The sequence below is a fragment of the Acutalibacter caecimuris genome (assembly GCF_034335085.1).
Classification (GTDB): Bacteria; Bacillota; Clostridia; order Oscillospirales; family Acutalibacteraceae; genus Acutalibacter; species Acutalibacter caecimuris.
In genome coordinates, this window is record NZ_JAWXXJ010000019.1 from 24,904 (window position 1) to 47,677 (window position 22,774).

Below are 22,774 nucleotides of genomic sequence, written 5' to 3' on the forward strand. Positions count from 1 at the left end.
TGTATTTTCGCCTTTTGGCATCACCAACAATACCACAAGAGTTCAGATACATCCAGCGCAAGCCGCCAGAGTTTTCACTTCAGACATATATTTTTTCGGTGCCGTAGTGGGCGGCAGAAATCTGCAAAATGCGTTCGTATTCCTCCTGCGTAATGAGCTGCATTTTCAGCAGCAGGCGGAGCAGATTCACACTATAGGCAAAGGCAGAATTGTTGATATCGTTTGTCATAGCAGGCCCTCCATATATTTGATTCCAAAGCTGACAATGATGGCATGGTCGACACGGCCCATAGCGACCTTATCCAGTTTGCCGCTATACCGAATCAGCCTGCGCTTGTCGATAGTCCTAATCTGCTCCAGCAGGACAACAGATTCCATATCCAGCCCCTCTGCGTGAACAATAACGTGGGTGGGCAGCTTGGCTTTATCTGACTTGCTGGTGATAGCCGCTACGATGGTGGTAGGGCTGAACTTGTTGCCGGTGTCATTCTGGATGACGAGGACAGGACGGGTGCCGTCCTGTTCACTCCCTACGACCGGCGAGAGATCGGCGTAGTAAATTTCGCCGCGCTTAACATTTCTCATAGTTCCCTCCGTAAGTAATGGCGGCAGCCAAAGGGCAGACTGCCGCCTTGTATCAATCGTTTTGCTCGTCCACATTTGTTCTCAACACCCCTGGACGGGGAACGCACCTCCCGGTTATGCCTTTAACCTCATTGGAATCTCACCACCTGCGGGATCTCCGCAGGGCGCCCTCCTTTGCTGCGACGGGCCACGCTCGGCTTTAGGACGGGACGCAAGTATCATTATCCCTTCTGCCGGTCATCGCCGTCGGCAGGTGTGCATCCTGCCGTCTGAGCCTGGAGGCCATAAGCTGGCGTCCGCTCATGTGGCTGCCGCTCCTCACGGCGGCAGAAGGAAAGTAAAAGGTGCGCTGGGTATTCGGCTTTCAAAGTGCAACAAGAGGATAAAAAAGGCCCCTCACTTTCCAGGCCAAAAAGTGAGGGGCTTGCACACCCTGAAATTCCTATTTTTTTAAATTTTCTTTCAGGTTGGCAAGAATCCGTTTCTTTTGCTTGTGAACCGCGTTATGGTAGATACCACAAATCGACGCATATTCTCGTTCGGTCATTTGCCGTACATAGAGCGCCTCTATAAGCTGTTTGTCACTTGGAGACAGATGTCCTAGTCCTTCACGCAGCTTTTCTAGCAGAATACTTCTCTCTGCCTGGCCTTGTGTGTCCGCTGCTGTATCTACCAGAATATCCTCGCCGTTGAAATCGTCTGTGGTGAGCATATCGTAGGAAAAATCGTCATTATCTCTGGAGCGCTCCCTCAGATATTTTTCGCGGCGTTTGTTCTTATAAAATGCCTTGTACTCGTCCTCGGGCACTTCCATCAGCATACCGTGCAAGGGGATAAACCACCTGCCTCTGTATGTATCTTCTTTCTGTCGGAATTCAGTGTAACTGAGCTCCAGGTACATTCCTTTTTCCAAAACGAACACTTTCTTTGGTGTGTATTCCACCGTGATTCCTCCAATCAATCTGTTTTGGGTTTGCAAAACGATTGATTGGGGTGGGCTTCGGCACCTTGTGAAAACAAGACTATAGAGTTTAAAAGCTTTATCTTTTTCTGTCTTTGATGAAGTGTATTGTAATACATCACCAAAGGCATACAGACTTATCTCAGAACATTGAAATACAATTTAATCCGGTGTATGCTTCCGATAAGTCCAAATAAGGCGCACAAAGGGTCATTTCACTCCAGACAGGAATCTCAATACAGTAAATTGAGGTATTTTAATGAATTTTGTCGAAGCGGCGTGTATTGTACAATATTTCTGAGGTGAAGTAGAATGCCACAATATACACGCCCACTGGGTGATGCTGTGAAACGAGCCAGAGGTGAACTGGGGGTCACACAACGGCAGGTCGCTGAGGCTGCTGATGTGGATGTCCGAACCGTACTGAACATAGAGAACTACAAGGGAAATCCCAAATTGGAAGTTCTGTATCCCTTGATCCGTTCTCTGAAAATTGATTCACGAGAGGTGTTTTACCCAGAGCTTTTGCGGGACAGCCCTGGCCTACGCCGGCTGCGGTTCCTAGTAGAAGACTGCAGCGAAGAAGAGGCGCTCGCGTTGGCTCCGATAATCGAATCAATTATCGCTGCGATCCGGACAAATTCCGCTATCAAAATCCAGTAGAACAGAAAAGAGCCTGTACCCTCAGTAGAGGATGCAGGCTCTCCGTATAGTACGACTGGCTCATTTTTTAATTATCATTTTGAATTGTACAACATCTATCGGCGTTTCTTTTCTACATTTTGGACAGAATAGGGGGAAGTTGATAAGGACGGTGTCCTGGTACACTTTGTTGCGTGTCTTGCCTCCACATGAAGGACAATGTATCCATCTTGATTTCTGTTGTTTCTTCTGCAAGTGTACATCCCCACTTTCTCTTTGCGCAGCTCTGCGACTGAGCGGCTGGCTTTTGCGCAGTTAGTTCTTATTGTGTCTATGTTTATATAGCCATGGCAGACTTTTCCAATTCCCGGTGAAGACGTATTGCCATCAGCACCGTAATTATGGCAGAAGCGGCATCAGCAATAGGCTGTGCGTAAAGTATCCCATTTAGTCCACACAGTGCGGGTAGCAGTAGGATGACCGGCACAAAGCAGATTCCTTGTCTGCAAGCGCCAAGGAAAAATCCTGCAGCTCCTTTTCCCAAGGCCAGGAGAAGGGACGAGTACACAGTGTAGAACCCGAATAGAATGAAAGATATGCCGTTTGCCCTTAAAGAGCTTGCGCCTACAGATATCATTTCAGCATTACCGTCTGTGAAGGCTGAGATGATCTGCGTTGAAAAAATTGCCATGAGCAGCCCGGTGATCACACAGAAGATTGTCGACCACATTGTGGATGTTCTGATGGCTTCCTTGAGCCGGTCAAACTTTTTTGCTCCGTAGCTGAACCCAGCAATAGGCTGGAAACCTTTTAAGAATCCAAATACCACTAATGTTCCCATAGAAGTCACCCTTGTGACGGCTCCCATTCCGGCGATGACCGCATCACCATAATTGCTGGCGGCCCGGTTGATAAGAGCGATGGATACGCTGGTGAGGACTTGAAATGTGAGTGTTGGAACACCAATTTTCAAAATTTCCGCCATCATCTGCTTTGTGGGAGCAAACTCTCTTATACTGAAAGTAAAGGCAGATTTCTTTCTGAACACATATGTCAAGTACACCAGAGTGGAAACAAATTGAGATATTGCCGTGGCAATGGCTGCTCCAGCAACTCCCATGTCAAGAGTATAAATAAACACAGGATCAAGGCCGATGTTAAGGACTGCCCCCAGGAGCAGGGCGCACATAGTGGTTTTCGCAGCCCCTTCACTTGACGCAATATTGTTCATCGTGACGTTGAACACATTGAAGATGGAGGAGAGCACATAAATCCTTGCATATGTTACCGCATAGGACATAATGGTTTCCGTTGCCCCTAGCATGGTCAGAATCGGTTCCAGAAATATACTGGCGCCGACGATAAGGACAGCCCCAATAAGGACACTGCCATACAATGCGGTACTGGCAACTTTGTTGGCGGCCTCATTTTTCCCGCTTCCCAGCAGCCGGGATAGGTAGGAAGCCGCACCGTTGCCAAACATCAAGCCAAGTCCCACTACCACCTGCCCCAAGGGGAAAACAACGGAGATAGCTCCCATCTGGCTTTCACCCAGCCCTCCTACGAAGTAGGCGTCCACCAGATTATACAGGGCGTTGATGAGCATCCCGATCATGATAGGGATGCCCAGGGCCAAGAGCGCCTTTGGGACGGGAGCGCTGCTCAGCAATTCCATTTTGTCGTGCCTTTTGCTCATGTCAATACTCCTTTCGGGCAACCGATAGTTTATTCAGTAGTACACTTTAGAGCAGTTGCCGCGAAAGGGATTATACTACAAATTAGATCGGTTGTCAAGAGAGTAATTTCCAAAAGAATATTCCCTTGACACTCGTTCTAAAATAGAGTATCATGATAATAAAGAATTGCTCTTGCGGAAAGGCGGCAGCAGATGGCTACAATAGACCTGATTGTCTTAGGAATGCTGAAAAAGGGTTCGATGGGTGCATATGATATCCAAAAGCTTGTGGAGTACCGAAACATATCGAAGTGGGTAAAAATCAGCACCCAATCAATTTATAAAAAGGCCCTCCAACTGGAGGAAAAAGGATTTATCACTGCTGAAATTGTGAAAGAGGGAAAGATGCCGGAGAAAGCCGTCTATACGCTGACTGAAAAGGGTGAGCGGGAGTTTGAGCGGCTGATGATGGACATTTCCGCACAGCCGATCCGGCTGTTCCTGGATTTCAACGCTGTTATCGTGAATCTGGACAGCTTGCCGCCAGAAGCGCAGGCAGGCTGCATTTCTCAGATTGAAAAGAACATAAATGAACTTACTGAAAACCTGAAGGAAAACTACCGCCAGAAAGAGGATGCGCCTGAAGTGCCGGAGACCGGAATGGCTGTGTTACGGCAGCAGTTGGTACTGGCTCAGGCGCTAGAGGGGTGGATCGCCGCATTGAAGGAGCATTTTTCTTCTCTGTAGTGTACTTCTTATATTGGTTAGTTCACTACACCTTCCATCATGACAGGTACCACCTTCCACCGAGAGCATACAGTTTTCTCTTGGCGGAAGGAGTGTTTTTATCAAAGCGACTTCAAATTCTGTCGATACTCTAACATCTCATCCTCATCGGTTCCATCCAGAATATCCTGTAGTTCATTGATTGCCTTATCCCGTTCATATGGCAATCGAGCCACAAAGGGGAAGTAATTGGACACGGAGTTTGCAAAAAGATGGGTTCGTATGTGCAAATTTTCAATCAGTGTTTGTAATTCCTCAATACGCTCTTTTTCATCTGCGGGTGTGAATTTGCCTTGCTTTGCCATATGATATAACTGTGTGTCAGGGAAAAGCGTCAGAGAATCTACCGAGATAAAATATGGATTGAGCTGGCTAAACACCTTTGCAGAGTTGATAGCATTGCGCTGCCCATTTCCTTTCCCAGCCAGCCCGGTCATATAGACAAAGTAATACTCGATTCCGGCCTTATCCAGCTTGCGGCACTGCTCCAAAATATCAGCAGAAGTATAGCCCTTATTCGCCAGCGCAAGGGTGGCGTCATCGCCGCTTTCTGTGCCGATACTCAGGCCATTGATACCCATGGCTCGCAGTTTCTTTAGCTGCCAGACTTCCTTGTTCTTGATGTCCCGAATACTTGCAAACATGGCGATGGACTGGCACTTGATGAGATATTCTCGAACGGTCAAAGCTCGTAGCTTGAGGTTCTCATAACTCATGGCAAAGGGGTTTGCACCTGTAAGAAACACCCGCCGGGCGTTGGGTTGATAGCTCTTGATTTCCGCCAAATCCTCCTCAAATTCATCCATTGGGGACATCCGGAATTTCTCGTCTTTATAGAGACTGCAAAAGGTACATTTGTTGTGTGTACAGCCGGAGGTTGCCTGCAAAATGACAGACTGTGATTCATATGGCGGCCGCCAAGTTCTTCCTGTAAAATGCACGAGAATCCCTCCTTACAGATGACGGAGATTCTTGCGGTAATCCCGCAGTCTTTCTTCGCCCACGCTATCAATAATTTGGTCGATCGCCGCTATCAAAGCGGCTTTGTCTTGGGGCAGAGCGCCGTGAAGCTGAAACGCATTAGACGCACCAAGCGCAGCAAACTGCGTGGGAATATCAAGGCGTTCAATCAAGGTGCGGATTTCCCGATACTTCTCCACTTCGTTTTCCTCCCGCCAGTTGCCACGCTGGATTTCCTGATAAAGTTCCGAATCCGGGTATATAGTCAGCATATTGGCTCCAATGAGTTGCGGGCGTAGCTGATTGCACACAGCAGCGGTGGCTTTCGCACTGATTTCGCCCCGTCCCACGCCAGAAATACCCACAAGGTAGAAGAAGTTATAGCGGATACCTGCCCTGTCCAGTCGGGTGCACTGCCCCACAATGTCTGCGGCGGCGTAGCCCTTGTTCATAAAACGCAGAGCCTCATCATCACCGGTTTCGATACCGATGGTCAGGCCATCAAATCCCGCCTGGGTCAGCGTGGTCAGGTCGCTGTCAGATTTCAGCGTGATGTCCGTCACCCGCGCAAAACAGCCTATAGTCTGCACCGTGGGGACATATTTGCGGACAAGTTCAGCGATAGCAAGTAAGCGCTCAGTTTTCAGCACAAATGGGTTTGCGCCGGTGAGAAAGGCACGGTCGAACTGAAAGCCGTTCCACTGTTTCAGCGTATTGGCAACCTCCTGCAAGTCGCACTCAATATCTTCCATTGGGGACATTCTAAACTTGAACGGCAGGTCGTTGTAGAGCGTGCAGAATTTGCACTTGTTGTGTGTGCATCCCGCCGTGACTTCCAGCAGCAGCGAAGACGCTTCATAGGGTGGACGCCAAATGGTTCCTGTAAATTTCATTGTGAAAACCTCCCTTTTTTTACCCATTATAGCCCGATACAGAGCAAAATCAAGTACGGTACTTTTTTGTAGTACCTTGATTCACGCGGCGCTATGCGTTATAATGTTAACAAAGAGGTGTTGTCCTATGAGAAAAACGGAGCAGGCCGTGGAGCGCTGCAAGACTATGTCCACGTTGCAAAAGATATTGGGCGGGAAGTGGAAGTTGGAGATTCTCTACTACATCGCTTTTCATGATATCCGACGGTTCGGCGCGCTGCGGAGGCAGTTGGGGGAGATCACGGAATCGTCGCTGACGAAGCAGCTACGGGAGTTGGAGGCGGATGGGTTTCTTCTTCGTCATGACTTTCATGAGGTACCGCCCAGGGTTGAGTATACACTGACGGAACTGGGCAAGAGCTTTATGGATGTGATAGCTTATATGAAAGAGTGGGGCGACCATAATTTGAAAGATGCGGAATGTCACTTGGGAACATCTTGACATATCCCCAGGCGTTCTATTTGAGAGAACTGAGTGCATTGGGCAGGAATACTGATGCTACTTATTATCATTACAAAAATAGACCTTGTTTTAGCTTCTTCTGCTGCGAATCGACGGCTTTTGTTATAATTATTTTAGTCGGAGGAAACGATGGGATTTGAATTCACAATTGCAGTACAGCCAGAATTGACGCACATAGATAAGGAATTGCGATATATTAAATCTGCGTTGCTATATGCAGATAGGATAACCCTAATCAGCCCGATGGCGTACATATATACTCAATTAACGGTACGAGAAGATAATTTTGATGAGAAACAGATCATAAAGATTCTTAAACTGGCACTGCCTCTAATTGAGGAACGTGATCCTCAAACATATGCAGAGGGATTGTCTGTGGTCAACCAGCTATCAAGCATAATGTACAATAAAAAATATAAAGCGATTCCAGTATTGCAAAAAATCGAATTGCGAAACCAGCTCAAAGAGTTAATAAATGAAATAGATATTCCATTTTTAGAAATGATGGGAGAAACACAAACCGAAGAACTGAACAAATTACTTAGGTCGGGCAAACTGGTACTACAGAAATTTCAACACAGTTTAGCAGATGTAGATGGTTGTGTTTCTGAATACTTTGGACTTCTTAGTAAGTCTGTCCGGAATTCTATGCCACTATTTGATGAACCGTGTAGCAACTTAATGAGGAGTGCTATGGCATCACGAATCATTACATTTAGTGAACAGGAAAAACAAAGAATAACTCACGCAAGGCTTAGTGATAATTTATTTGCACGCCTTCCAGATTTTAATGAAGCGTCTGTAGATGAAATTATTGATATACGGAAAGAGTTAGATAAAGCAATCGTTAGATTTAGAAGCAAGATGATTTCCTACTCTGAAAACATTCAGCTACTTCCCTGGGATGACGATTTTGAAGCTGAGTGTTCTCGGCTGTATTACCAAGAAATTGCTCCTGCTGTTTTAGAAATTGATGAGTTAACAAAAGAAAATAGCTTTATTAGGAATTTGTTTGGAAATGTGTTTGCTGATCGTGAGTTTCTGAAATCAGTAGGTGGTCTATTTATCGGAGTGGCAGCCGCAGGAGTTATTCCCTCTTTTACGCAGGCGGTTTCAGCAGACACAACAATGTTAGTTGCAGGTGGCGCTTGGGCTGCTACAAAAATAGCTGCGGCATATCAAGAATACCAGAAAAAGAAGCGAGATATATTAAAAAACGATTTATATTTTTATTACAAGGCAGGGAAGATGCTGGAAAGATGATTGTCATTAAGCCATCTCACTTGTTCATTTTTCATTTTGAAAATCGATTTGATATATTATCATGACAATATACACCTGCCACCGAGAGAGCGCAAAGGCGCCCTGGCGGCAGGTGTTCTTTTATGTCACATTTTTTTGAGGCGGAAAAGCAAACTGCTCTTGCCGCCCTTGGCACGGTAGCGCTGTTCTGTTTCCAATAATTCAGCTTTTCTCAAATCCTGCAAAGCCCGGCGCACCGTAGACTGCGACAATTTCAATTCCCTAGCGATGGTAGGAATGGCAGGCCAGCACTCTCCATCCTTGTTCGCCCGGTCTGCCAGATAAATATACACAGCCACGGCCCGGTGCTGCAAGTCCATTTTATAGAGAAAATCAAACCGGCCCATCCTGGATTACCTCGGATTCTCTATTGCGCGGAGCAATCTCTTTCAGCGGCCTGTTCTGCCTGTTGGCGGGGCCTTTCTTCTTTGACGTGCGTTTGCGCTGTCTCTGCGCGGGAGCGTCCTGACTCTGTCCACCAGCAGGCACATCCTCCGGCGGTGTATCATCATTCTTCAGCCAGTCGGGATGGTACTTCAGCACGATGGCCTGGAGGAGTTCGTTCTTCTCCGCATAGGCCACCTTGCGGTTACCGTTTTCTGGGACAGCGTATTGCTCGTCAAACTGGATACCCCAATCGAAGTACAACTTGAGCTTGACCTTCATGGGGTAGAAGCCGGTTTTCATCACGATGAACTGACCCTTGGGCATAGACTTCAACTCATCTGGCGTCATGAGTGGGCGCTCTATCATCTGCAAAGATTGGCTGGGGTCGTTCTTGCTACGGGAAACAGAACCGGACATCACCGTCTTGCTACCCAGCGCCTTGGACAGCACCTCGGCGGAGTTGCTGTTGGGCGCGAACCCGCCGAAGATAATATCCTGTAAATTGTCGACGATAATTTCCGCACCCTCTTTTCCGTAGTTCTTTTCAAGCTGGGCAAAGGATTGGATGATGGGCACGATCTGCAAGCGGCGGGAGCGGGAGGCGGAGAACATCATTTCAGCGGATTCAATCTTTGGAATGGTGCCAAATTCGTCAGCAAAGAACACGCATCTGTTTTTCAGCTTGCCGCCGTTTTCGTCAGCCACGGAGAGGATCTCACGGTATAGCTGCTGAATAATCAGCGAGATCATAAAGAAAGAATTAGGGTTTTCCTCCGGTAAAATAACGAACACGGCACACTTCTCGTTGCAAAACCGCTCGGCATCTATCTCTGTATCAAAGCATAGAATCTGTTCGAGTTCGCTGTCGAGGAACGAGTTTAGCCGTGACAGTGCCGTACCCATAACACTTGCCATAGACTCCTTTGAAGTGTTCAGCGCGGCCCCGGCAAACCACTTGGCTTTGTGGTCATTTGGGAGCATTGCCATGAGCTGCTGGAACTGGTTTTGCCCTTTCTGCTGGGAAGGGGCAAGGAGTTCTTGGATGATTTTGAACACGGAAACGATGTGCCGCTTTTGCGGTTCGCAGAACTCTGCCACCAGCAAAATGGTCGCTGTCAGCAGACCTTCAGCGGCATCGTAAAAGTAGGCATTGTCTCCAAAGGACGCGCCGTCCATGCCGGACATGATGATGGTCTTGGCGATGATCTTGGCGTACTTCTCAGCCTTGGCCTTGTACGCAAGCTGGTCGGGACACTCAAGATAGGCATCCATATATTTGTTAACCAGATGGAGCAGGTTGTTTCCATGGGAGCGGGTGGGGTTACGCAGGTCAATCACAGAAACATGGTAGCCGTATTTTTCGGCAATGGCGCCGTAATTTCGTGCCACGTCCCCCTTTGTATCCGTCCCGAGCCAGCTCATGCCGGACGCGCAGGCATACTCAATGCAGGGGTAGAGCCAGTATGCAGTTTTGCCCACACCCGCCGCACCGATCATCATAGTGTGGACATCGCCGGTGTCTATCATGGCAAAGGTTTCTTTTTTGCTGGTACAACCAACAACAATTCCCTGGGGGAGCGGCTCACCATTTTCCATGGTGGGTTCTTGTGCATGAGCGGCCTGCTCCCGCCAGCGTTCCGGTGTAAATGGAACGTGGCGGTACACCCTTTTTATCTCCGCTTTTGTTGCCCATCGAGCGGTACCATGTTGTCCGTCGCCAACGGTCTTTGCCTTAATATTGTTGAGGTTATAGATATGCGCCAGCAGGGTCACGCCCGACAGGACACAGAACATGAGAGCCGCCACAAAAATCAACGGCGCAATGTTTGGCATGGTTCATCCACCTCCAATCCTTCATCACATTGCAAATCCTCGTTCCAGTCCTTGTTGACCGGCACGAGAATTTCGGAATCTACACCCTGCATGATGAGTTTTGCATTTATTCTTTGGGCGGCAAGCTGGCCCGGTTCGTCGCTGTCAAAACAAATGGAAACCTTGCTGATTGCAGAATTATCATGAAGACATTGAAACAGCACTTTGTCCGAAACAGAGCAGGCCGCCGCATAGCTGTGGTCGCGCCAGCCGTCCTTGTTCATGGAGATGAAGGACAGCATATCGATGGGAGCCTCAAACAAATAAAGCCGGTCACTCCTACCGTTCCAATGGAAACTGTACTCAGGCACACTTCCTGCCGCGTTGCCCTTGTAGGTTGAGGCAGAGCCAGTTCCACGCTTGTTAGCGTGGCGGGGAGTGCCATCATTATCAAAGCCCACAAACACCACGTTGTGGTACTGTGCGGATTCGTATATCATCTTTTTGTGAACAAAAGCGTATAGCACATCCTTATCGATACCGCGCCTGTTCAGCAGATAGGCGAACACCCGGCGCATATTGTGATTGGCAGGCGGCAGTTCGAATTTTGGCGCAAGTTTTTGCTTGGGAGGCATAACGGAAAGCATACCACCGCTCTGGCCCAGCAAATATTCCATTGCCTCCGGGTAGGATTTGTGGTAGAATTTTCTCACAAAGTCAATGGAGTCACCGCCCACCTGTTCGTACTGGTGGAACCAGAGATTGCCACGGATGGTGACCTTCTGAGAACCGTCCAGCCATTCCAACTCCGAACCAGACTTACGCAGGGTTTCGCCTTGGCTGCGGAGCAGGCCAGCTAGGTCGGTGTGCCGTGCTTTCTCTTTTTGCTGGTCGGTAAAATGAATATATGCCATTGATCTCCTTTCCAAGAGGAAAAAGCCGCGCCCGGTGGCACGGCCCCCTCCTTCTGTTTTTACTTGCTCTGCCGGTTTAGCTCGTCCAGTTCCTGCATCAGCCCTATGCCGACGCGCAGGCCCTCGATGAACAATAGCCCTGCATTCCTCGTCAGAGAGGGAAAGAGACAAAGTTACCACCCTTTCTAACTGATGAACTTGGTTGTCAGCCAGGGAGTCGTGCAGTTCATCCAGCACCTGCGTCCGTTCCTTATCAAGCCGCTGATACTTTTCTGTTGCGGGCTTAACGGTTTCAGCAGGATAGATTTGGCCATCATAGAGCATATCAAGTATTTTCATAGTAACACCTCCAGTCACAACAATACCCAGTTTGGCGGCACAAGTCCAGAGAAACCGAGTGGGCAAACCTACAGAAGATTTCCTGAAAAAATCAGTATGATTTTACCCCTGCCGCAACCCCTGCGCCTGCTTTTTCTCATTGATTTTCCGGCGCAGCTTGCGGTCGACGTTTCTGTCCTGATAGATAGGACGCACCTTGTTTTGTAGGATTTGGCTGGTCTGCTGGAGCAGGCGCAGAGCGTTCATGCCAATACCAGCACCGGCAACTGGTGGGGATTGCCTATGCGTGATTTCATCCTCATTTTCAGCTATAATCTGCCCCTGCTGACTATCCAAAACCAAATCCATAGTTGCTTGGATAACAGCATTTTTTATCGCTTTGAACTCCTTGTTCTGCGACAGCGGCACCCTCTCAGGCAGATCGCTGTTATAGGTGCGCAACACATTTTCCCTCTGCTCATACCACAAATCGTAAAGCGCGGAGATACGATTGTCTTTTGCCAGTTCATCTACAATGGAATCCACAATCGCTTTCACGTCGGCCTTGAGATACTCATACACCTTTTTGCCTTTGGTACGGTACAGCCGCCGGGCAAGCTGTACCAGCAGTTCCTCCAAATGCGGATTAGAATACCCACCAGCATTTATCTGCGAAACGATTTCAGACAACACATCTTTGCTCTCTGAGCATAGCCGGTTTCTATGCTCCGTTTGCTTTTCATAGATGCAGAGCAAATTCTGTGCAAAAATATCTTTTGCAAAAGATGAACGCAATTTCTGCACACCCTGCTTGGTGAGGTATCCTTCACTCTCTACGGTGGAGTATGCAATCAGATGCACATGAGGGTGGTGCGATTCGTTGTGAAACGCGGCAAACCATTTCAGGTGCCCAATGGGAATGCGCAGGTTTTCTGAGAGCGCCTGGGTCTGGGTGCGCAGCATATCCCGCCAGCGGGAGCCGTTATCAAAGCCCAAACGCTCTGCATCTTCACGGTGCAGGGAAACGATTGCCGTCCACACATTGCCGCCATATTCGTTAAGCTCCCGCGATACCTCCGCGAGGTTCACCTGCACACCGTCATCCGTAAACAGTCCATGGGAGCCGAAGCGTTCAGCGCGGGGCCGGGTGGCGATATAGTCGGCGTAGGTTTTTGCGTTCATAGTGTCGGATGCGGCATTGTCCTCAATGGCGCGGGAGATAAACTCCGACGCAGATTCAACCGTTTGTTTCTGCCGGTAATCTTCATACTCCAACATCTCCTTACTATCTGGAAAATCGCGCAGTATCTTTTTTATGAGTTGCTTCTGATTCCAGGTGGCAGGCGCGAACTTCTTGCTGTCATCGATTTTTTCTACACCGTCACGGGTAGCAATATATTTTGCGTACCCGCCGCGCCCCTGTCGAGCGCTAGGTTTCAAGAATTTAAACTTCGTGACTAACTTTGCCACTCGACCGCATCCTCAAAACGGAAGTTGCCGTTGAGCCGCTTGACCTCCTGAACGCACTCCCCACGCAGCCGAGCCAGGGATATCTCGTCAATCTCACTGCTGGCAGCAACCACGTTCATGAGCATGGCAAGCTCCACCGCCAACTTAAAAAGCATTTTGCTATGACGACTGTCGCTCTCAGCCACAATGCTTTTCATGTTGGAGAGAAAGGCGTTGGGAAGATAGGATGTGCTATCCTCGGCGCTGAGACAGCCAATATAAAACCGAATCGCCTTTTCGATAAACTCAGATTTACTGCGGCAATCGTCCTGCCGGTATAGCTCCTTGACTTTCGCCAGCGTGTCCGGGTGGAGCCACAGCGCGAATTTGTATTTGTCCTTTGGTACCGAAATCTTGCGACACTCCCTTCTATCAGCGCAACCCCGGAATATCTGGCGGAATACCGCCGTTTATCCGGTTTGCAACCTCATTTTTCTCGGAAAACGAATTTAGCAACCCCTTTTTGTTTTTTGACCCTGAAGCCCGAAAACGCCCGACGCGACCGGCATTGCCGGACGCGGTGAACCATGCAGGGGTGCAGCAGCAACCCCTGCATTTTCTCCCGCTTGCTTTTCGACCTTGCCTAAACCCGCCCCAAATCCCCTAAAACCAGCACCTATCCAAACCTGGCCCACAAAGGCCCAACACGGTCTGCCTGGGACCTGGGCCGAGTATTTTCCCGACCTGGCCCTGTAAGCCCCGACACAGGGCTACAAGGCGGGCAACGTGGGCCGACTGTGCTGATCCACCGCATTAGATTTTCTTATCTGGCGGCATGATGCCCTCCAGCCGCTCAAAGCAGCACTCGGTATAGGACAGGCCGTTCTCGCTGACGATCCTGTCCAGCACGGCCAGCATATCCTGCTCTTTCAGGCTGGCGGGGGTGCTGGGGCTGTCGAAACAAATCCACTCGGCAGAGCCAGGGGAATCCTTGACATACACATCATAACCCAACCGCAGGGAACCATCTGCCTGGAACAGCACCGAGTTTATTTTCATGCAGCCTACAGTCAGGCTGGCGGCAACGGTATTAATCCGCCGGGGTAAAGATTGCCTGCACAGACGGGCAACCCTTCGGTCACTCATGAATTTCTGAAATGAATAATCATCACCGAGGGAACGCCGCAGTTCTTTTGCCCGGTTCACGCTGCCACCTCCTTACATATGAAAGCGGAAATCATAACCCTCATCTTCATCCACATCCTCCCATTCATCTTCCTCATCCTCACCGAAATCCTCATCTTCCCCCGGTTCATCCTCGTCGTAATCGAACAGGGACTGCTGTTCATACCGCACGGCGGAATCGTAATAATGCTGTGCGCTGCTCTGCAAAGCCTGTTCCAGCGCAGCAGTGTCCAGGCCACAGTCACGGTAACCTTGATGCACCGTAGCGTAATAGCTGGGCGAGGGCAGGTTGAAATTCATCCGCAGGTTCATCACATAAACCATGGCGCTGACTTCTTTGCCGCCCACCTGTACCGGCACATCTTTCTTGAAATAGTGGCTGGGGAATCCTTCATACATATCCAGCGCCCTTTCATCCCTGGGTTGGATCTCCCATAGCCCAACAGGGACGGAGGCACCGTCCTTGGGCGCAATGGTAGCGAACGCTGTGTGCTCCCGGCCCTTGAACTGCAACTCATATCCCTGCAGCACACCGGTTCCGTAAAATTTAGCAGTAGGACAGCGGTACTTCATCTGTCCCTTGTTGAGATTGCTGCCGTAGGCAACATACAATTTTTTAGCCATATCAGCCTTCCTTTCACATTCTCATGCCCATTTCATGGGACTCATCTTGCTCATTTTCTTCTGTGGATTCTGGCGGCACAGGGGACTGCTGCATGGCCTGGGCAACCGATTCCGCCAGCCGTTTCTCAGCCAAACGCTGCTTTTGAGCTTCGGCCTGGGATGGATCTTTCCAGGCGATATTACCTTCCAGGTTCTTCAGCAGATGGTGCCGGGCCGTTTTGAACTCGTCACCGATCAGCCCCAGCCGCAGGAGCCATACCCGGAAGGTATACTTCTCATTGCTGCTCTGCGTCTTAATTCTGGATGCCGATTTCTGTACCAGCGCCTGGTGGCTTATCGCCAAGCACAACTGGATATAGGACTTGATCTCCCCGGCATGGAGCGTGGAGTTAAACAGGCGAAACTCGATGGTCCCCTTGGAGAACACGCTGTGCAGATTAAGCCCGTGGTACCGTGTTTCATCGTAATGCTGATACCTGCCCGACGGCCCGTTGTACCAAATATACTCCAGGGTATTCATGGAAGTGGGACGCTTTTCATTAAGTTCGTCCAGAAATCTGGTATCCGTTTTCGCACAATAATGCTGCCGGTGTACGTCCACCTTGAGGGTTTTGTAGAGCAAGTCCTCCTTTGCGGCCATGATATTCACAATATTGCGGAGAGTTTTCACGTCATGGTTTGAAGCATCTACATGGATATGGATGCCGCAGGAATCGTTGACCTTAGCTCCGGCAGAGCGCAATTTACGAATCAATTCCTGAATAGTTTCGATGTCCTCGTACTTGCAGATGGGGGACACAAACTCCACGGCATAGGAAGAGTTGGCGGACTGTCCCCGCCGGGATTCTCTGCGGATAGACGAATCGCTGACCACTTTCCATTGGCGGTTGCCGCCGTCACGGACAGCGAAGGCGTCATATATCCCGCCCACATGGGTGGCGCTGGTATCAAAATGACCGGCTATCACCTGGGCTGCCGCGGCCCTGGTGATGCCGGTCATCTCGATCTCTATTCCAAACTTTTGCGTCCTCAAAAGCTGTCACTGCTTTCCGGGGCAGGAGCCGGAGCAGGTTCCGGCTCTGCCTGCGGCCTGGGGCGCTTACGCCGTTCTGCAGGTTTTACTTCCACGCCCGAGCGAAGATCCAGGAACTCACGAACGTTGCCGGGAACGGCTTTGGCGTACAGGGCATCCACAGCAGAGACCATTTCCTGTTCCACCGACTGACCTTTCTGCTCCAGGTACAGCCGCAGAGCAGCCAGCTTTTCTTCATCGTAGGGGATGGTGATAGAATCCTTTTTCATGGCAAATCAACTCCTTATATTTGTAAATCTTCAAAACTAATCTGATTATCCCAGCTTCCCGGCACAGGTGGTAGACGGTTTGGCTGTCTTTGCCGCCGCTGAATGCAAGATAGTACCCATCCGGCGGCTCAAAGGTGCGGAGCCGGTCGATGGCGATCTGTACTTTATCATGTCTGCCGAAGAACGTTTCTTCTACCAGCATGACGGCTTCACATAGACATCCCAGGAGTTTCGTCCTGCACAAACTCCTGGGCAACTGTCAGGCATATTTCATTGTTTGTGGTATCCATCTCATCAAATTCCGGGCGCGCGGAGAGCATATCCAGAAACAGCCGCCAGTCAAAAGCAGTCAGGTCCTCGTCAAAGATTTGTTTTTCGACATCCGCTTCCACATCTGTATAGGAGATGGTATACTTCCCATCCTCCTGACCGGCAATCGCCTGATGGACGTACTTGTCCACCAGCGCGTCCATCTGCACACAGAAATCCCGCAGAGTGGGATACCGATCCATGAGGGACAGCGTCCTCGCACCAGACAGATATGCGGCGTACCGTGCGTAGGCCATCCCCTCCGAATTCACAAGGATGCCGTCATCGATGCCCTCACACAGCACCAGCATTCCGTGGGTGATGCCATGCCCATCTATGTGCAGTTCACTGGCGTGTTCCGCAATGCAAGGATGGTCCCGCAGCAGGTGTTCTTTCAAATAGCGGAACTCGCCGGGCGGCAGCTCCACAATGCGCTCGATCTCCCAAGGCTGGGCCTTGATCTCAGGCTCCTTGCGCTGGGGAATTACTTTCACTATCATCGTCGTTACCTCCCATAATCTCATATTTTGGTGTGCCGTAACCCAGGATCTCAAAGTACCCTATGGGGTAGCTGTTCTGCTGGCAGGCGTCGCCGGAGTTCCCTTCTATGGTGTACACCCTGCCGTTTTCTACCTTCTCCACGATGCCGACGTGGTCTGAATTGCCATCCTGGGTTCCGTCATCGTCCATCCAATCGAAGAATATTATCATGCCGGAGGTGGGTGTGGCGGAACCGTCCAGCCACAAATCCCGCGCCTTAAACCAGTTGACGCCCTGGCTGCAGCCGGAAAAGCGGGGGATGATGCCACTGTCGATATAGCCGCACTGGTCGGAGCACCAAGAGACAAAACAGGCGCACCATTCTACCCGCGAGGGGAATCCATACCAACTCCAGTACGGTTCACCGCCCACGTTGCCAAGCTGGGAGCGGGCCACGTCCACGATCTGCCGGTTCACGAAGGTCATGATCTTCTCGAAATCCGCAGGGTCGATGTCCGTCCCGAAAGCGGCATTGACAGCGGCGATGAGTTCTGCATGGGTCTGTCCCTCAACAAAACATCCGGCCAGCTTTGCGGCAAAATCTGGCTCATGGGCAAAGTCGCCCAGAGCAAAAACGAACAGCACCAACGCCTCTTTGAGCCGTTTTTCCTGCCCGCTGCCGGTCAGTTCCGCTTGGATGGCATTGCCGGTGTCCTCCATGAATTGCAGATCGGCACGCTGTTCGACAGTGAGGTTCTGTACCGCCAGCCGCTGGAAGTCGCCCACATCGATTTCAAAATCAGTGCTGAAAATGGCGATAACCGCCGCGATGGGCATGATGACCGCCACTAACAGCGTCAGCACGATGCCGACCACTTTCTTCAGCGTTTTCGGGTCTGACAGCAGAGCAACAGCAATCTTTTTCAGCGCAGCCCCCAGAGCTGCGCTCATCTGCCGCCTGCTTTCCCGAACAGAGCGGACTTGTAATCCGGGGCGATTACCTGGAGCAGGTATCTCTCGTTACCGCAGCGGTACAGGCAGGTGCCACGCTCCGGGTACTTTATCAGCTCAAATTCGCTGGGCTCCACCTGCAAGGCGTCCATGAAGTCCTTGGGATTGATCTGTCCTGCATTGAACAGGAACTGATGGGTGGGGATGGAGAACAGCGGTTTCGTGAACTCCCGAATCGAAGGAATCAGAAAATCCTCGATATTCTGGCTGGCCAGGATGATCGAGGAATCCTTTTTACGAACACGCTTCATGGCGTTACGGATATATTCGATTGCGGTCATGTTAGTCAGGAACAAATAGAGCTCGTCGATGCTGGCGGCGGTATTGCCTTTGCCCAACAGTTCATTGGACATATAAGAGAGGATATTGAACAGCATGGCGTCTTTCAGGCGCTTGTTGGTGTCCATGAGGCCCTTGACACCAAAGCACAGGAACTTATCATCGACGATATTGGTGTGTCCGTTGAAATATTTGGACTCCGCACCCACGCACATGGAGTTGATGCCCAGGCACACTTCCTGGAGCATTTCCTCGGTATAGAGGTACTTCCTTTCTCTGTCGTAGGTGTTGAATTCCTCCTGGCAGAGCTTATAGAAGTCGGACATGATGGGGAAATCTGTGGGCCGCTTAGTGGAGTAATCGGTGCTGTCCGTGATGCCGAACCGGGCGTAGAGCTTCATAAGCAGAATCTCAATGGTATCGATCTGCGGGTCGCTGAAATCCTTGTAGGCCCGGAAGAAGTCTTTGAGGAAAGCGATGTGCTGAGAGAGTCGTGTTACCCGCTTGAAGGCATCAGGCGTACCGGCATCCACATCGCCAGAGCCGTCCGTCCATGCCTTGGGTTCCAGCGGGTTGATGGTGTACTCGCCGGACATGAAATCGATATAGCAGCCGCCCAGGGCGCGGGTCAGTTCCTCATACTCACTTTCGGGATCTAAACAAATACAGGTCTTGCCACTTTCCCGGATATTTGTTAAAATGAGTTTCAGCAGATAGGACTTGCCTTGCCCGGAATTGCCCAGGATGAGAATATTACTGGTCGTTTTGTCCTCGGCGCGGCGGTCGAAATCCACCAGCACATTGGAGCCATATTTGTCCCTGCCGATATACAGCCCATGAGGATCTGTCTTGCCGGAGAAGTTAAAGGGGTACAAATTCGCCACCGAGCTGGCAGGCAGTACCCGTTCATACTGCGCCCCAAACTGATTGGCACCCACAGGCAGTACAGAGAGGAAGCCCTCTTTCTGCCGCAGGGTGAGCCGGTCGACAGAGATTTTGGAGCGGGTCAGTTCCATGGATATCTCGCTCTGCAACTCTTTCAACTTGTCCAGTGTCCGAGCCTTGAGCTCGATAAAGACGGAACAGTGGAGCAGGGGTTCCTTGTTCTTCCGCAGGTTCGCCAGCAGTTCCACTACATCCTGGAGATTGCCCTGGGCCTCGATAGTTTCATTCACATCATTGCCGCCGGACATGAGCTTGTTTTTGCGGGTGGCGTTCTGCATGATTTTCCTCTGCTCCATAGGCTCCACCAGCCGATGGTAGATGCGCAGGGTCACGCCGCTGCGGTCGGCAAGCTGGGAGAGGATGGCCTGCTCCTCGGTGCTGGGCGGGTACTCGCGCACCACCCACACTGACCGGTAGCTGTCGCCCACGATATAATAGTCACTCATGAAACGCACAGTACCAGGCAGGATGCAGTCGAAGAAGTCCTTGGTGCGGACGGCTTCAAGCTGGGCCGGATTCATCTTTCTACGCTTTTGCTTAAACATATAAACACTTCCATTTCTATATTTTTGCCGCAATAACCAGCAGCCTGCCATTGTGGGCAGAGTCGTAACAGGTGGACAGAGTCAAAAGCTGGCTGCCATATTCAGGCAAACATCCAACCGTGAACAGCGCCCTGTCTGCAATATTCCCAACGGCCTTATTGAAATCTTCCGCAGTATCGGCGCCCACAAATTTGTACCACGCGTCGTTACTTTTTACCTGGACCACGGCGAACACCTGATACTCAGCACAGCCGTCCGCTGTTTGAAACTCAATGATGGGATGCTGTTCGCAGAAATCTTTCTGCACATACCCCCGCAGCCCCGCGAACATGGTTCCATTCATCATGTTGTGACCGTAAATGATGAGGTTGTCGCTATCCAGGCTACACCGAAAATCCAGGAAAGGCACACCCGATTCGCTGTACTCGCCGTGAAAATTCCTGCGCAGGTACCGCTCTGGATCATCCGTCGTGTGCATGACCGGATAGTTGATATCGGTGCCGGGGATACACAGCCAACCTACAAAATCATCGTTCATGGCGAACAATTCGGAGAGGTCACGGCGCTGTTCTTGGGATTCTTCCCCGTTATCCGGGTTAAGAGCTGCGGTAGCCCCTGGCTGCTCAGCGGCAGCGGGAGTTCCCGATGGCGCGGGAACCGCATCGAGATTCTTCACCGTCACCAGCTTGACGAGCTGCTCGAAGTCCTCTTTTTCTTTCTGCTGTGAGAGGAATTCACTGCTAATCATTACCCCACAGGTGACGATGATACCCAACAACAGAAAGGCAAAAACGCCGAACTTAATCCTCCGGTTCGTCATGATATACCTCGAAAAACTGGCCGCCGTCTGTGTCGGGCAGCTGGTCGCCATTCATGCTGGAATCGAAATAGATAGCCAGAAAGCGCTTGATGTCGCTTTTCCTCATGCGCCGCACCTCAAAGCCCTGCTCGGATATGACTTTCTCGATACGGTTCACAGCCTGGAACACCTGGTCGGATTTCATCCCTTTGCACCGGCTGATAAACAGGAACTGCCGGGCTGTTGCCATCTCCGCCTGCGCCCGGTCCAGCATATCCATGTCCTGCTCCAGGAGCTGCCGCACCTGGGGATTGCGTTCTTCATAAAGCCGCCCTTGCAGATATGCCTGGTTGTCATCGAAGCACTCGCAGGAGTCGGTGCAGGTGATCTCAATGTCCGGGATGGCGGACAGCACCATCATGAGGTGCCTGATCTTTATCTCGATGTTCGTGTGTGACAGCACCGAGATATTGGTGGGGGACACCAGGAAAAACAAGAGCTCGCCACGGCTGGTGGCAAGCCCGTACCTTGTGAAATTCTGTATCCCCATGAGTCCCTGGGTGGAGCGCCCTTTCTTCTTTTTGCCCATATTGTTACCTCCATTCAAATACTTGCTGGCTGGATATAAAGTAGCTGGCGGCATACCGCAGGAAATCCAGCACCGTTGTGTCATCCATGCGGATGGTGAGAAAGCCAAAACACAACGTCACTGCCGCCGGTACCATAAAGTGGAGCTGCACCAGCGCCAGTACGGACAGCAGCGCCGCTACGCACAGTATGGCGAAATCCCGCAGGCCCCACAGCCAGAGATTCGCCGTCGCTTTCAGATTTTGCGGATATAAATAGGTCGTCATTTGATACCTCCCAGGCTTGGCCCCACCATAAATTCATCGCAGAATTCCTGGGGAGTTGTGCCGTATTTCTCCTGAATTTTTTCTGAGATCATTTCCTTGATGAGCTGAGACTCAGCGGCAGTGGGTTCATAGTCAAAATACGAACATTCATTATCCCGGCTGATCTCGCACTCAATGCGCAGAGTATCTTCAAAGGGGTTGAATTTTCCGTATAAATTGAGCCAAGCCTCTTCTTCCGCATTGATGTGAATGCCGAACTTCTTATCCACATCAAACCAGGTTTCAATATAAACCGTGATTTCCTGGCCAATATCACCGTCTATCTCCATGTCAGGGTCAATGGAGATATCGCCGCGCTCCAATTCCATATTATCTTTCATGCCGCACCTCACGCCAGGGCCTTTGCCACCGACCGGGTCATGTTGACCGCCGTGCTGGTGGCATGAACAACACTCATCATGTTGACTTTTACGCTGGAATCCAACCCAAACTGCTGTGCGATCCTCGGTACCTCGCCTGCCGCCAGCATAATGCCCAGGGCCAGCAGCATATTGTCCGAGAAGGTCAGCAGGCCCAGGAACAGCAGAGTTGTCTGCATGAATGCCGTCAGGCACAGGGCAATGATCTGCTTCACCCACTGGTTGAAGCCGTCGGTGTATCCTCTGGGAACCGAGAACATATACAGCGCCCCCACCGCCATCTGGATGAGGAGGATACCGCCGCGCTTGATATTTGCAAAGAATATCTTCATTACGCAGTAGGAAAAGGCAATTAGAGCCAGCAGTTCAAACAGCCCTATCACGGTGTTCTGAGGCAGTACAAAGTTTGCCGTCAGAATGGCGATGCTCTGCTCGGATAACCCCTGTGCCTGTTCGCCGGAGAAAATGCGGGTCAAGTCCCCGGCGAAGGTGTTTTGCAGGCTGATGCAGAATTTGTAGAGTTCCATGGGTGCAACTCCTATGAGGGAGCAGGCGAAGAATCCTTTCAGCACATTTATCGCTGTATTCTTGACACTGGCCCTGCCCGTCTGATATTCTATAGCTATATCGAAGACGGCCACAACGGTACCAGCAATAAACAGCGACCAGCCGAACAAGGTGAAGAGGGAAATTGTCGCGCTGACCCAGTTCAGGTCGAAAATATCGGCTCCCATGTTGCCCATCATGGTGAAGAAATCGCTGGCCGCGTCAAAAATCGTGTTATAAAACCAGCGTATCATCGCGTCCCAGATGGCCGCCGAGACCTGCTCTCCAAT

Annotated in this window: 28 protein-coding genes and 1 pseudogene; 4 read left to right on the top strand and 25 right to left on the bottom strand. The window is 50.5% G+C overall.

Going from position 1 to position 22,774, the window contains the following annotated elements; translation table 11 throughout:
- Positions 1 to 79 precede the first annotated feature (79 nt).
- From U8U01_RS11835 to U8U01_RS11845, 3 genes are all read right to left on the bottom strand, one after another.
- Positions 80 to 229 carry an SHOCT domain-containing protein gene (locus U8U01_RS11835; RefSeq protein ID WP_322174442.1) on the bottom strand — a complete coding sequence of 50 codons (150 nt, stop codon included), beginning with the start codon at positions 227 to 229 and terminating at the stop codon, positions 80 to 82.
- Positions 226 to 585 (bottom strand): type II toxin-antitoxin system PemK/MazF family toxin, encoded by a 360-nt coding sequence (locus U8U01_RS11840; RefSeq protein WP_322174444.1) that lies wholly within the window; start codon positions 583 to 585, stop codon positions 226 to 228. Before U8U01_RS11840 ends, U8U01_RS11835 begins: the two co-directional genes overlap by 4 nt.
- A 442-nt stretch (positions 586 to 1,027) precedes the next feature.
- Complete coding sequence (locus U8U01_RS11845; protein ID WP_322174445.1) at positions 1,028 to 1,546, bottom strand: sigma-70 RNA polymerase sigma factor region 4 domain-containing protein; 519 nt, start codon at positions 1,544 to 1,546, stop codon at positions 1,028 to 1,030.
- Between the two features lie 345 nt (positions 1,547 to 1,891).
- On the opposite strand from U8U01_RS11845, the gene U8U01_RS11850 reads away from it, so the two are divergent.
- On the top strand, positions 1,892 to 2,209 hold the full coding sequence (locus tag U8U01_RS11850; RefSeq protein ID WP_322174447.1) for a helix-turn-helix transcriptional regulator: 318 nt from the start codon (positions 1,892 to 1,894) through the stop codon (positions 2,207 to 2,209).
- A 60-nt stretch (positions 2,210 to 2,269) separates the two neighbouring features.
- On the opposite strand, the gene U8U01_RS17475 is transcribed toward U8U01_RS11850, so the two are convergent.
- Together U8U01_RS17475 and U8U01_RS11860 are read right to left on the bottom strand one after the other, a co-directional pair.
- Positions 2,270 to 2,443 carry a cysteine-rich KTR domain-containing protein gene (locus tag U8U01_RS17475; RefSeq protein WP_367575620.1) on the bottom strand — a complete coding sequence of 58 codons (174 nt, stop codon included), beginning with the start codon at positions 2,441 to 2,443 and terminating at the stop codon, positions 2,270 to 2,272.
- 82 nt (positions 2,444 to 2,525) lie between these two features.
- On the bottom strand, positions 2,526 to 3,884 hold the full coding sequence (locus tag U8U01_RS11860; protein ID WP_322174449.1) for an MATE family efflux transporter: 1,359 nt from the start codon (positions 3,882 to 3,884) through the stop codon (positions 2,526 to 2,528).
- 192 nt (positions 3,885 to 4,076) lie between these two features.
- On the opposite strand from U8U01_RS11860, the gene U8U01_RS11865 reads away from it, so the two are divergent.
- On the top strand, positions 4,077 to 4,610 hold the full coding sequence (locus tag U8U01_RS11865) for a PadR family transcriptional regulator (protein ID WP_161471822.1): 534 nt from the start codon (positions 4,077 to 4,079) through the stop codon (positions 4,608 to 4,610).
- 101 nt (positions 4,611 to 4,711) lie between these two features.
- On the opposite strand, the gene U8U01_RS11870 is transcribed toward U8U01_RS11865, so the two are convergent.
- A complete protein-coding gene (locus tag U8U01_RS11870; RefSeq protein ID WP_322174451.1) occupies positions 4,712 to 5,590 on the bottom strand; it encodes a radical SAM protein in 879 nt (292 codons plus the stop codon).
- 12 nt (positions 5,591 to 5,602) lie between these two features.
- Positions 5,603 to 6,502, bottom strand: coding sequence for a radical SAM protein (locus U8U01_RS11875; protein WP_322174453.1), 900 nt, complete (start codon positions 6,500 to 6,502; stop codon positions 5,603 to 5,605).
- Positions 6,503 to 6,629: 127 nt separating this feature from the next.
- On the opposite strand from U8U01_RS11875, the gene U8U01_RS11880 reads away from it, so the two are divergent.
- Both U8U01_RS11880 and U8U01_RS11885 read left to right on the top strand, forming a co-directional pair.
- Positions 6,630 to 6,983, top strand: coding sequence for a winged helix-turn-helix transcriptional regulator (locus tag U8U01_RS11880; protein WP_322174455.1), 354 nt, complete (start codon positions 6,630 to 6,632; stop codon positions 6,981 to 6,983).
- Between the two features lie 150 nt (positions 6,984 to 7,133).
- The gene (locus U8U01_RS11885; RefSeq protein WP_322174456.1) at positions 7,134 to 8,267 is read left to right on the top strand and encodes a hypothetical protein; all 1,134 of its coding nucleotides are present in this window, start codon (positions 7,134 to 7,136) and stop codon (positions 8,265 to 8,267) included.
- A gap of 125 nt (positions 8,268 to 8,392) precedes the next feature.
- Here U8U01_RS11885 and U8U01_RS11890 read toward each other — a convergent pair whose 3' ends face one another.
- From U8U01_RS11890 to U8U01_RS11975, 18 genes and pseudogenes are all read right to left on the bottom strand, one after another.
- The gene (locus U8U01_RS11890) at positions 8,393 to 8,653 is read right to left on the bottom strand and encodes a helix-turn-helix domain-containing protein (protein WP_322174457.1); all 261 of its coding nucleotides are present in this window, start codon (positions 8,651 to 8,653) and stop codon (positions 8,393 to 8,395) included.
- Positions 8,640 to 10,526 (bottom strand): VirD4-like conjugal transfer protein, CD1115 family, encoded by a 1,887-nt coding sequence (locus U8U01_RS11895; RefSeq protein WP_322174458.1) that lies wholly within the window; start codon positions 10,524 to 10,526, stop codon positions 8,640 to 8,642. The genes U8U01_RS11890 and U8U01_RS11895 overlap by 14 nt, the downstream gene beginning before the upstream one ends.
- A complete protein-coding gene (locus U8U01_RS11900; RefSeq protein ID WP_322174460.1) occupies positions 10,505 to 11,758 on the bottom strand; it encodes a DUF6809 family protein in 1,254 nt (417 codons plus the stop codon). The genes U8U01_RS11895 and U8U01_RS11900 overlap by 22 nt, the downstream gene beginning before the upstream one ends.
- Positions 11,759 to 11,860: 102 nt before the next feature.
- The gene (gene mobP3, locus U8U01_RS11905) at positions 11,861 to 13,207 is read right to left on the bottom strand and encodes a MobP3 family relaxase (protein ID WP_322174462.1); all 1,347 of its coding nucleotides are present in this window, start codon (positions 13,205 to 13,207) and stop codon (positions 11,861 to 11,863) included.
- Positions 13,195 to 13,404: a hypothetical protein gene (locus tag U8U01_RS11910; RefSeq protein WP_322174464.1), complete on the bottom strand. Its 210-nt coding sequence runs from the start codon at positions 13,402 to 13,404 to the stop codon at positions 13,195 to 13,197. The genes mobP3 and U8U01_RS11910 overlap by 13 nt, the downstream gene beginning before the upstream one ends.
- Before the next feature lie 595 nt (positions 13,405 to 13,999).
- Positions 14,000 to 14,392 (bottom strand): hypothetical protein, encoded by a 393-nt coding sequence (locus U8U01_RS11915; protein ID WP_322174466.1) that lies wholly within the window; start codon positions 14,390 to 14,392, stop codon positions 14,000 to 14,002.
- 12 nt (positions 14,393 to 14,404) lie between these two features.
- Positions 14,405 to 14,995, bottom strand: coding sequence for a gamma-glutamylcyclotransferase family protein (locus U8U01_RS11920; RefSeq protein WP_322174468.1), 591 nt, complete (start codon positions 14,993 to 14,995; stop codon positions 14,405 to 14,407).
- A 13-nt stretch (positions 14,996 to 15,008) separates the two neighbouring features.
- On the bottom strand, positions 15,009 to 16,028 hold the full coding sequence (locus tag U8U01_RS11925) for an amidoligase family protein (RefSeq protein ID WP_322174470.1): 1,020 nt from the start codon (positions 16,026 to 16,028) through the stop codon (positions 15,009 to 15,011).
- Entirely contained in the window at positions 16,025 to 16,297 is a 273-nt protein-coding gene (locus U8U01_RS11930; RefSeq protein ID WP_322174472.1) for a DUF6103 family protein, read from the bottom strand. The genes U8U01_RS11925 and U8U01_RS11930 overlap by 4 nt, the downstream gene beginning before the upstream one ends.
- Positions 16,263 to 16,499 (bottom strand): hypothetical protein, encoded by a 237-nt coding sequence (locus tag U8U01_RS11935; RefSeq protein ID WP_322174473.1) that lies wholly within the window; start codon positions 16,497 to 16,499, stop codon positions 16,263 to 16,265. The genes U8U01_RS11930 and U8U01_RS11935 overlap by 35 nt, the downstream gene beginning before the upstream one ends.
- A 7-nt stretch (positions 16,500 to 16,506) precedes the next feature.
- Positions 16,507 to 17,106: a DUF6329 domain-containing protein gene (locus U8U01_RS11940; protein WP_322174475.1), complete on the bottom strand. Its 600-nt coding sequence runs from the start codon at positions 17,104 to 17,106 to the stop codon at positions 16,507 to 16,509.
- Positions 17,107 to 17,128: 22 nt separating this feature from the next.
- A pseudogene (locus U8U01_RS17480) lies at positions 17,129 to 17,554 on the bottom strand (CHAP domain-containing protein); the annotation flags it as partial.
- Positions 17,555 to 18,033: 479 nt separating this feature from the next.
- Entirely contained in the window at positions 18,034 to 19,866 is a 1,833-nt protein-coding gene (locus U8U01_RS11950) for a VirB4 family type IV secretion system protein (protein ID WP_322174478.1), read from the bottom strand.
- 16 nt (positions 19,867 to 19,882) lie between these two features.
- Entirely contained in the window at positions 19,883 to 20,686 is an 804-nt protein-coding gene (locus U8U01_RS11955) for a class B sortase (protein ID WP_322174480.1), read from the bottom strand.
- The gene (locus tag U8U01_RS11960; protein WP_322174482.1) at positions 20,667 to 21,254 is read right to left on the bottom strand and encodes a hypothetical protein; all 588 of its coding nucleotides are present in this window, start codon (positions 21,252 to 21,254) and stop codon (positions 20,667 to 20,669) included. Before U8U01_RS11960 ends, U8U01_RS11955 begins: the two co-directional genes overlap by 20 nt.
- A 4-nt stretch (positions 21,255 to 21,258) precedes the next feature.
- Complete coding sequence (locus U8U01_RS11965; protein ID WP_322174483.1) at positions 21,259 to 21,519, bottom strand: hypothetical protein; 261 nt, start codon at positions 21,517 to 21,519, stop codon at positions 21,259 to 21,261.
- Entirely contained in the window at positions 21,516 to 21,899 is a 384-nt protein-coding gene (locus tag U8U01_RS11970) for a hypothetical protein (protein ID WP_322174485.1), read from the bottom strand. The genes U8U01_RS11965 and U8U01_RS11970 overlap by 4 nt, the downstream gene beginning before the upstream one ends.
- 8 nt (positions 21,900 to 21,907) lie before the next feature.
- The gene (locus tag U8U01_RS11975; protein ID WP_437124395.1) at positions 21,908 to 22,774 is read right to left on the bottom strand and encodes a conjugal transfer protein TrbL family protein; all 867 of its coding nucleotides are present in this window, start codon (positions 22,772 to 22,774) and stop codon (positions 21,908 to 21,910) included.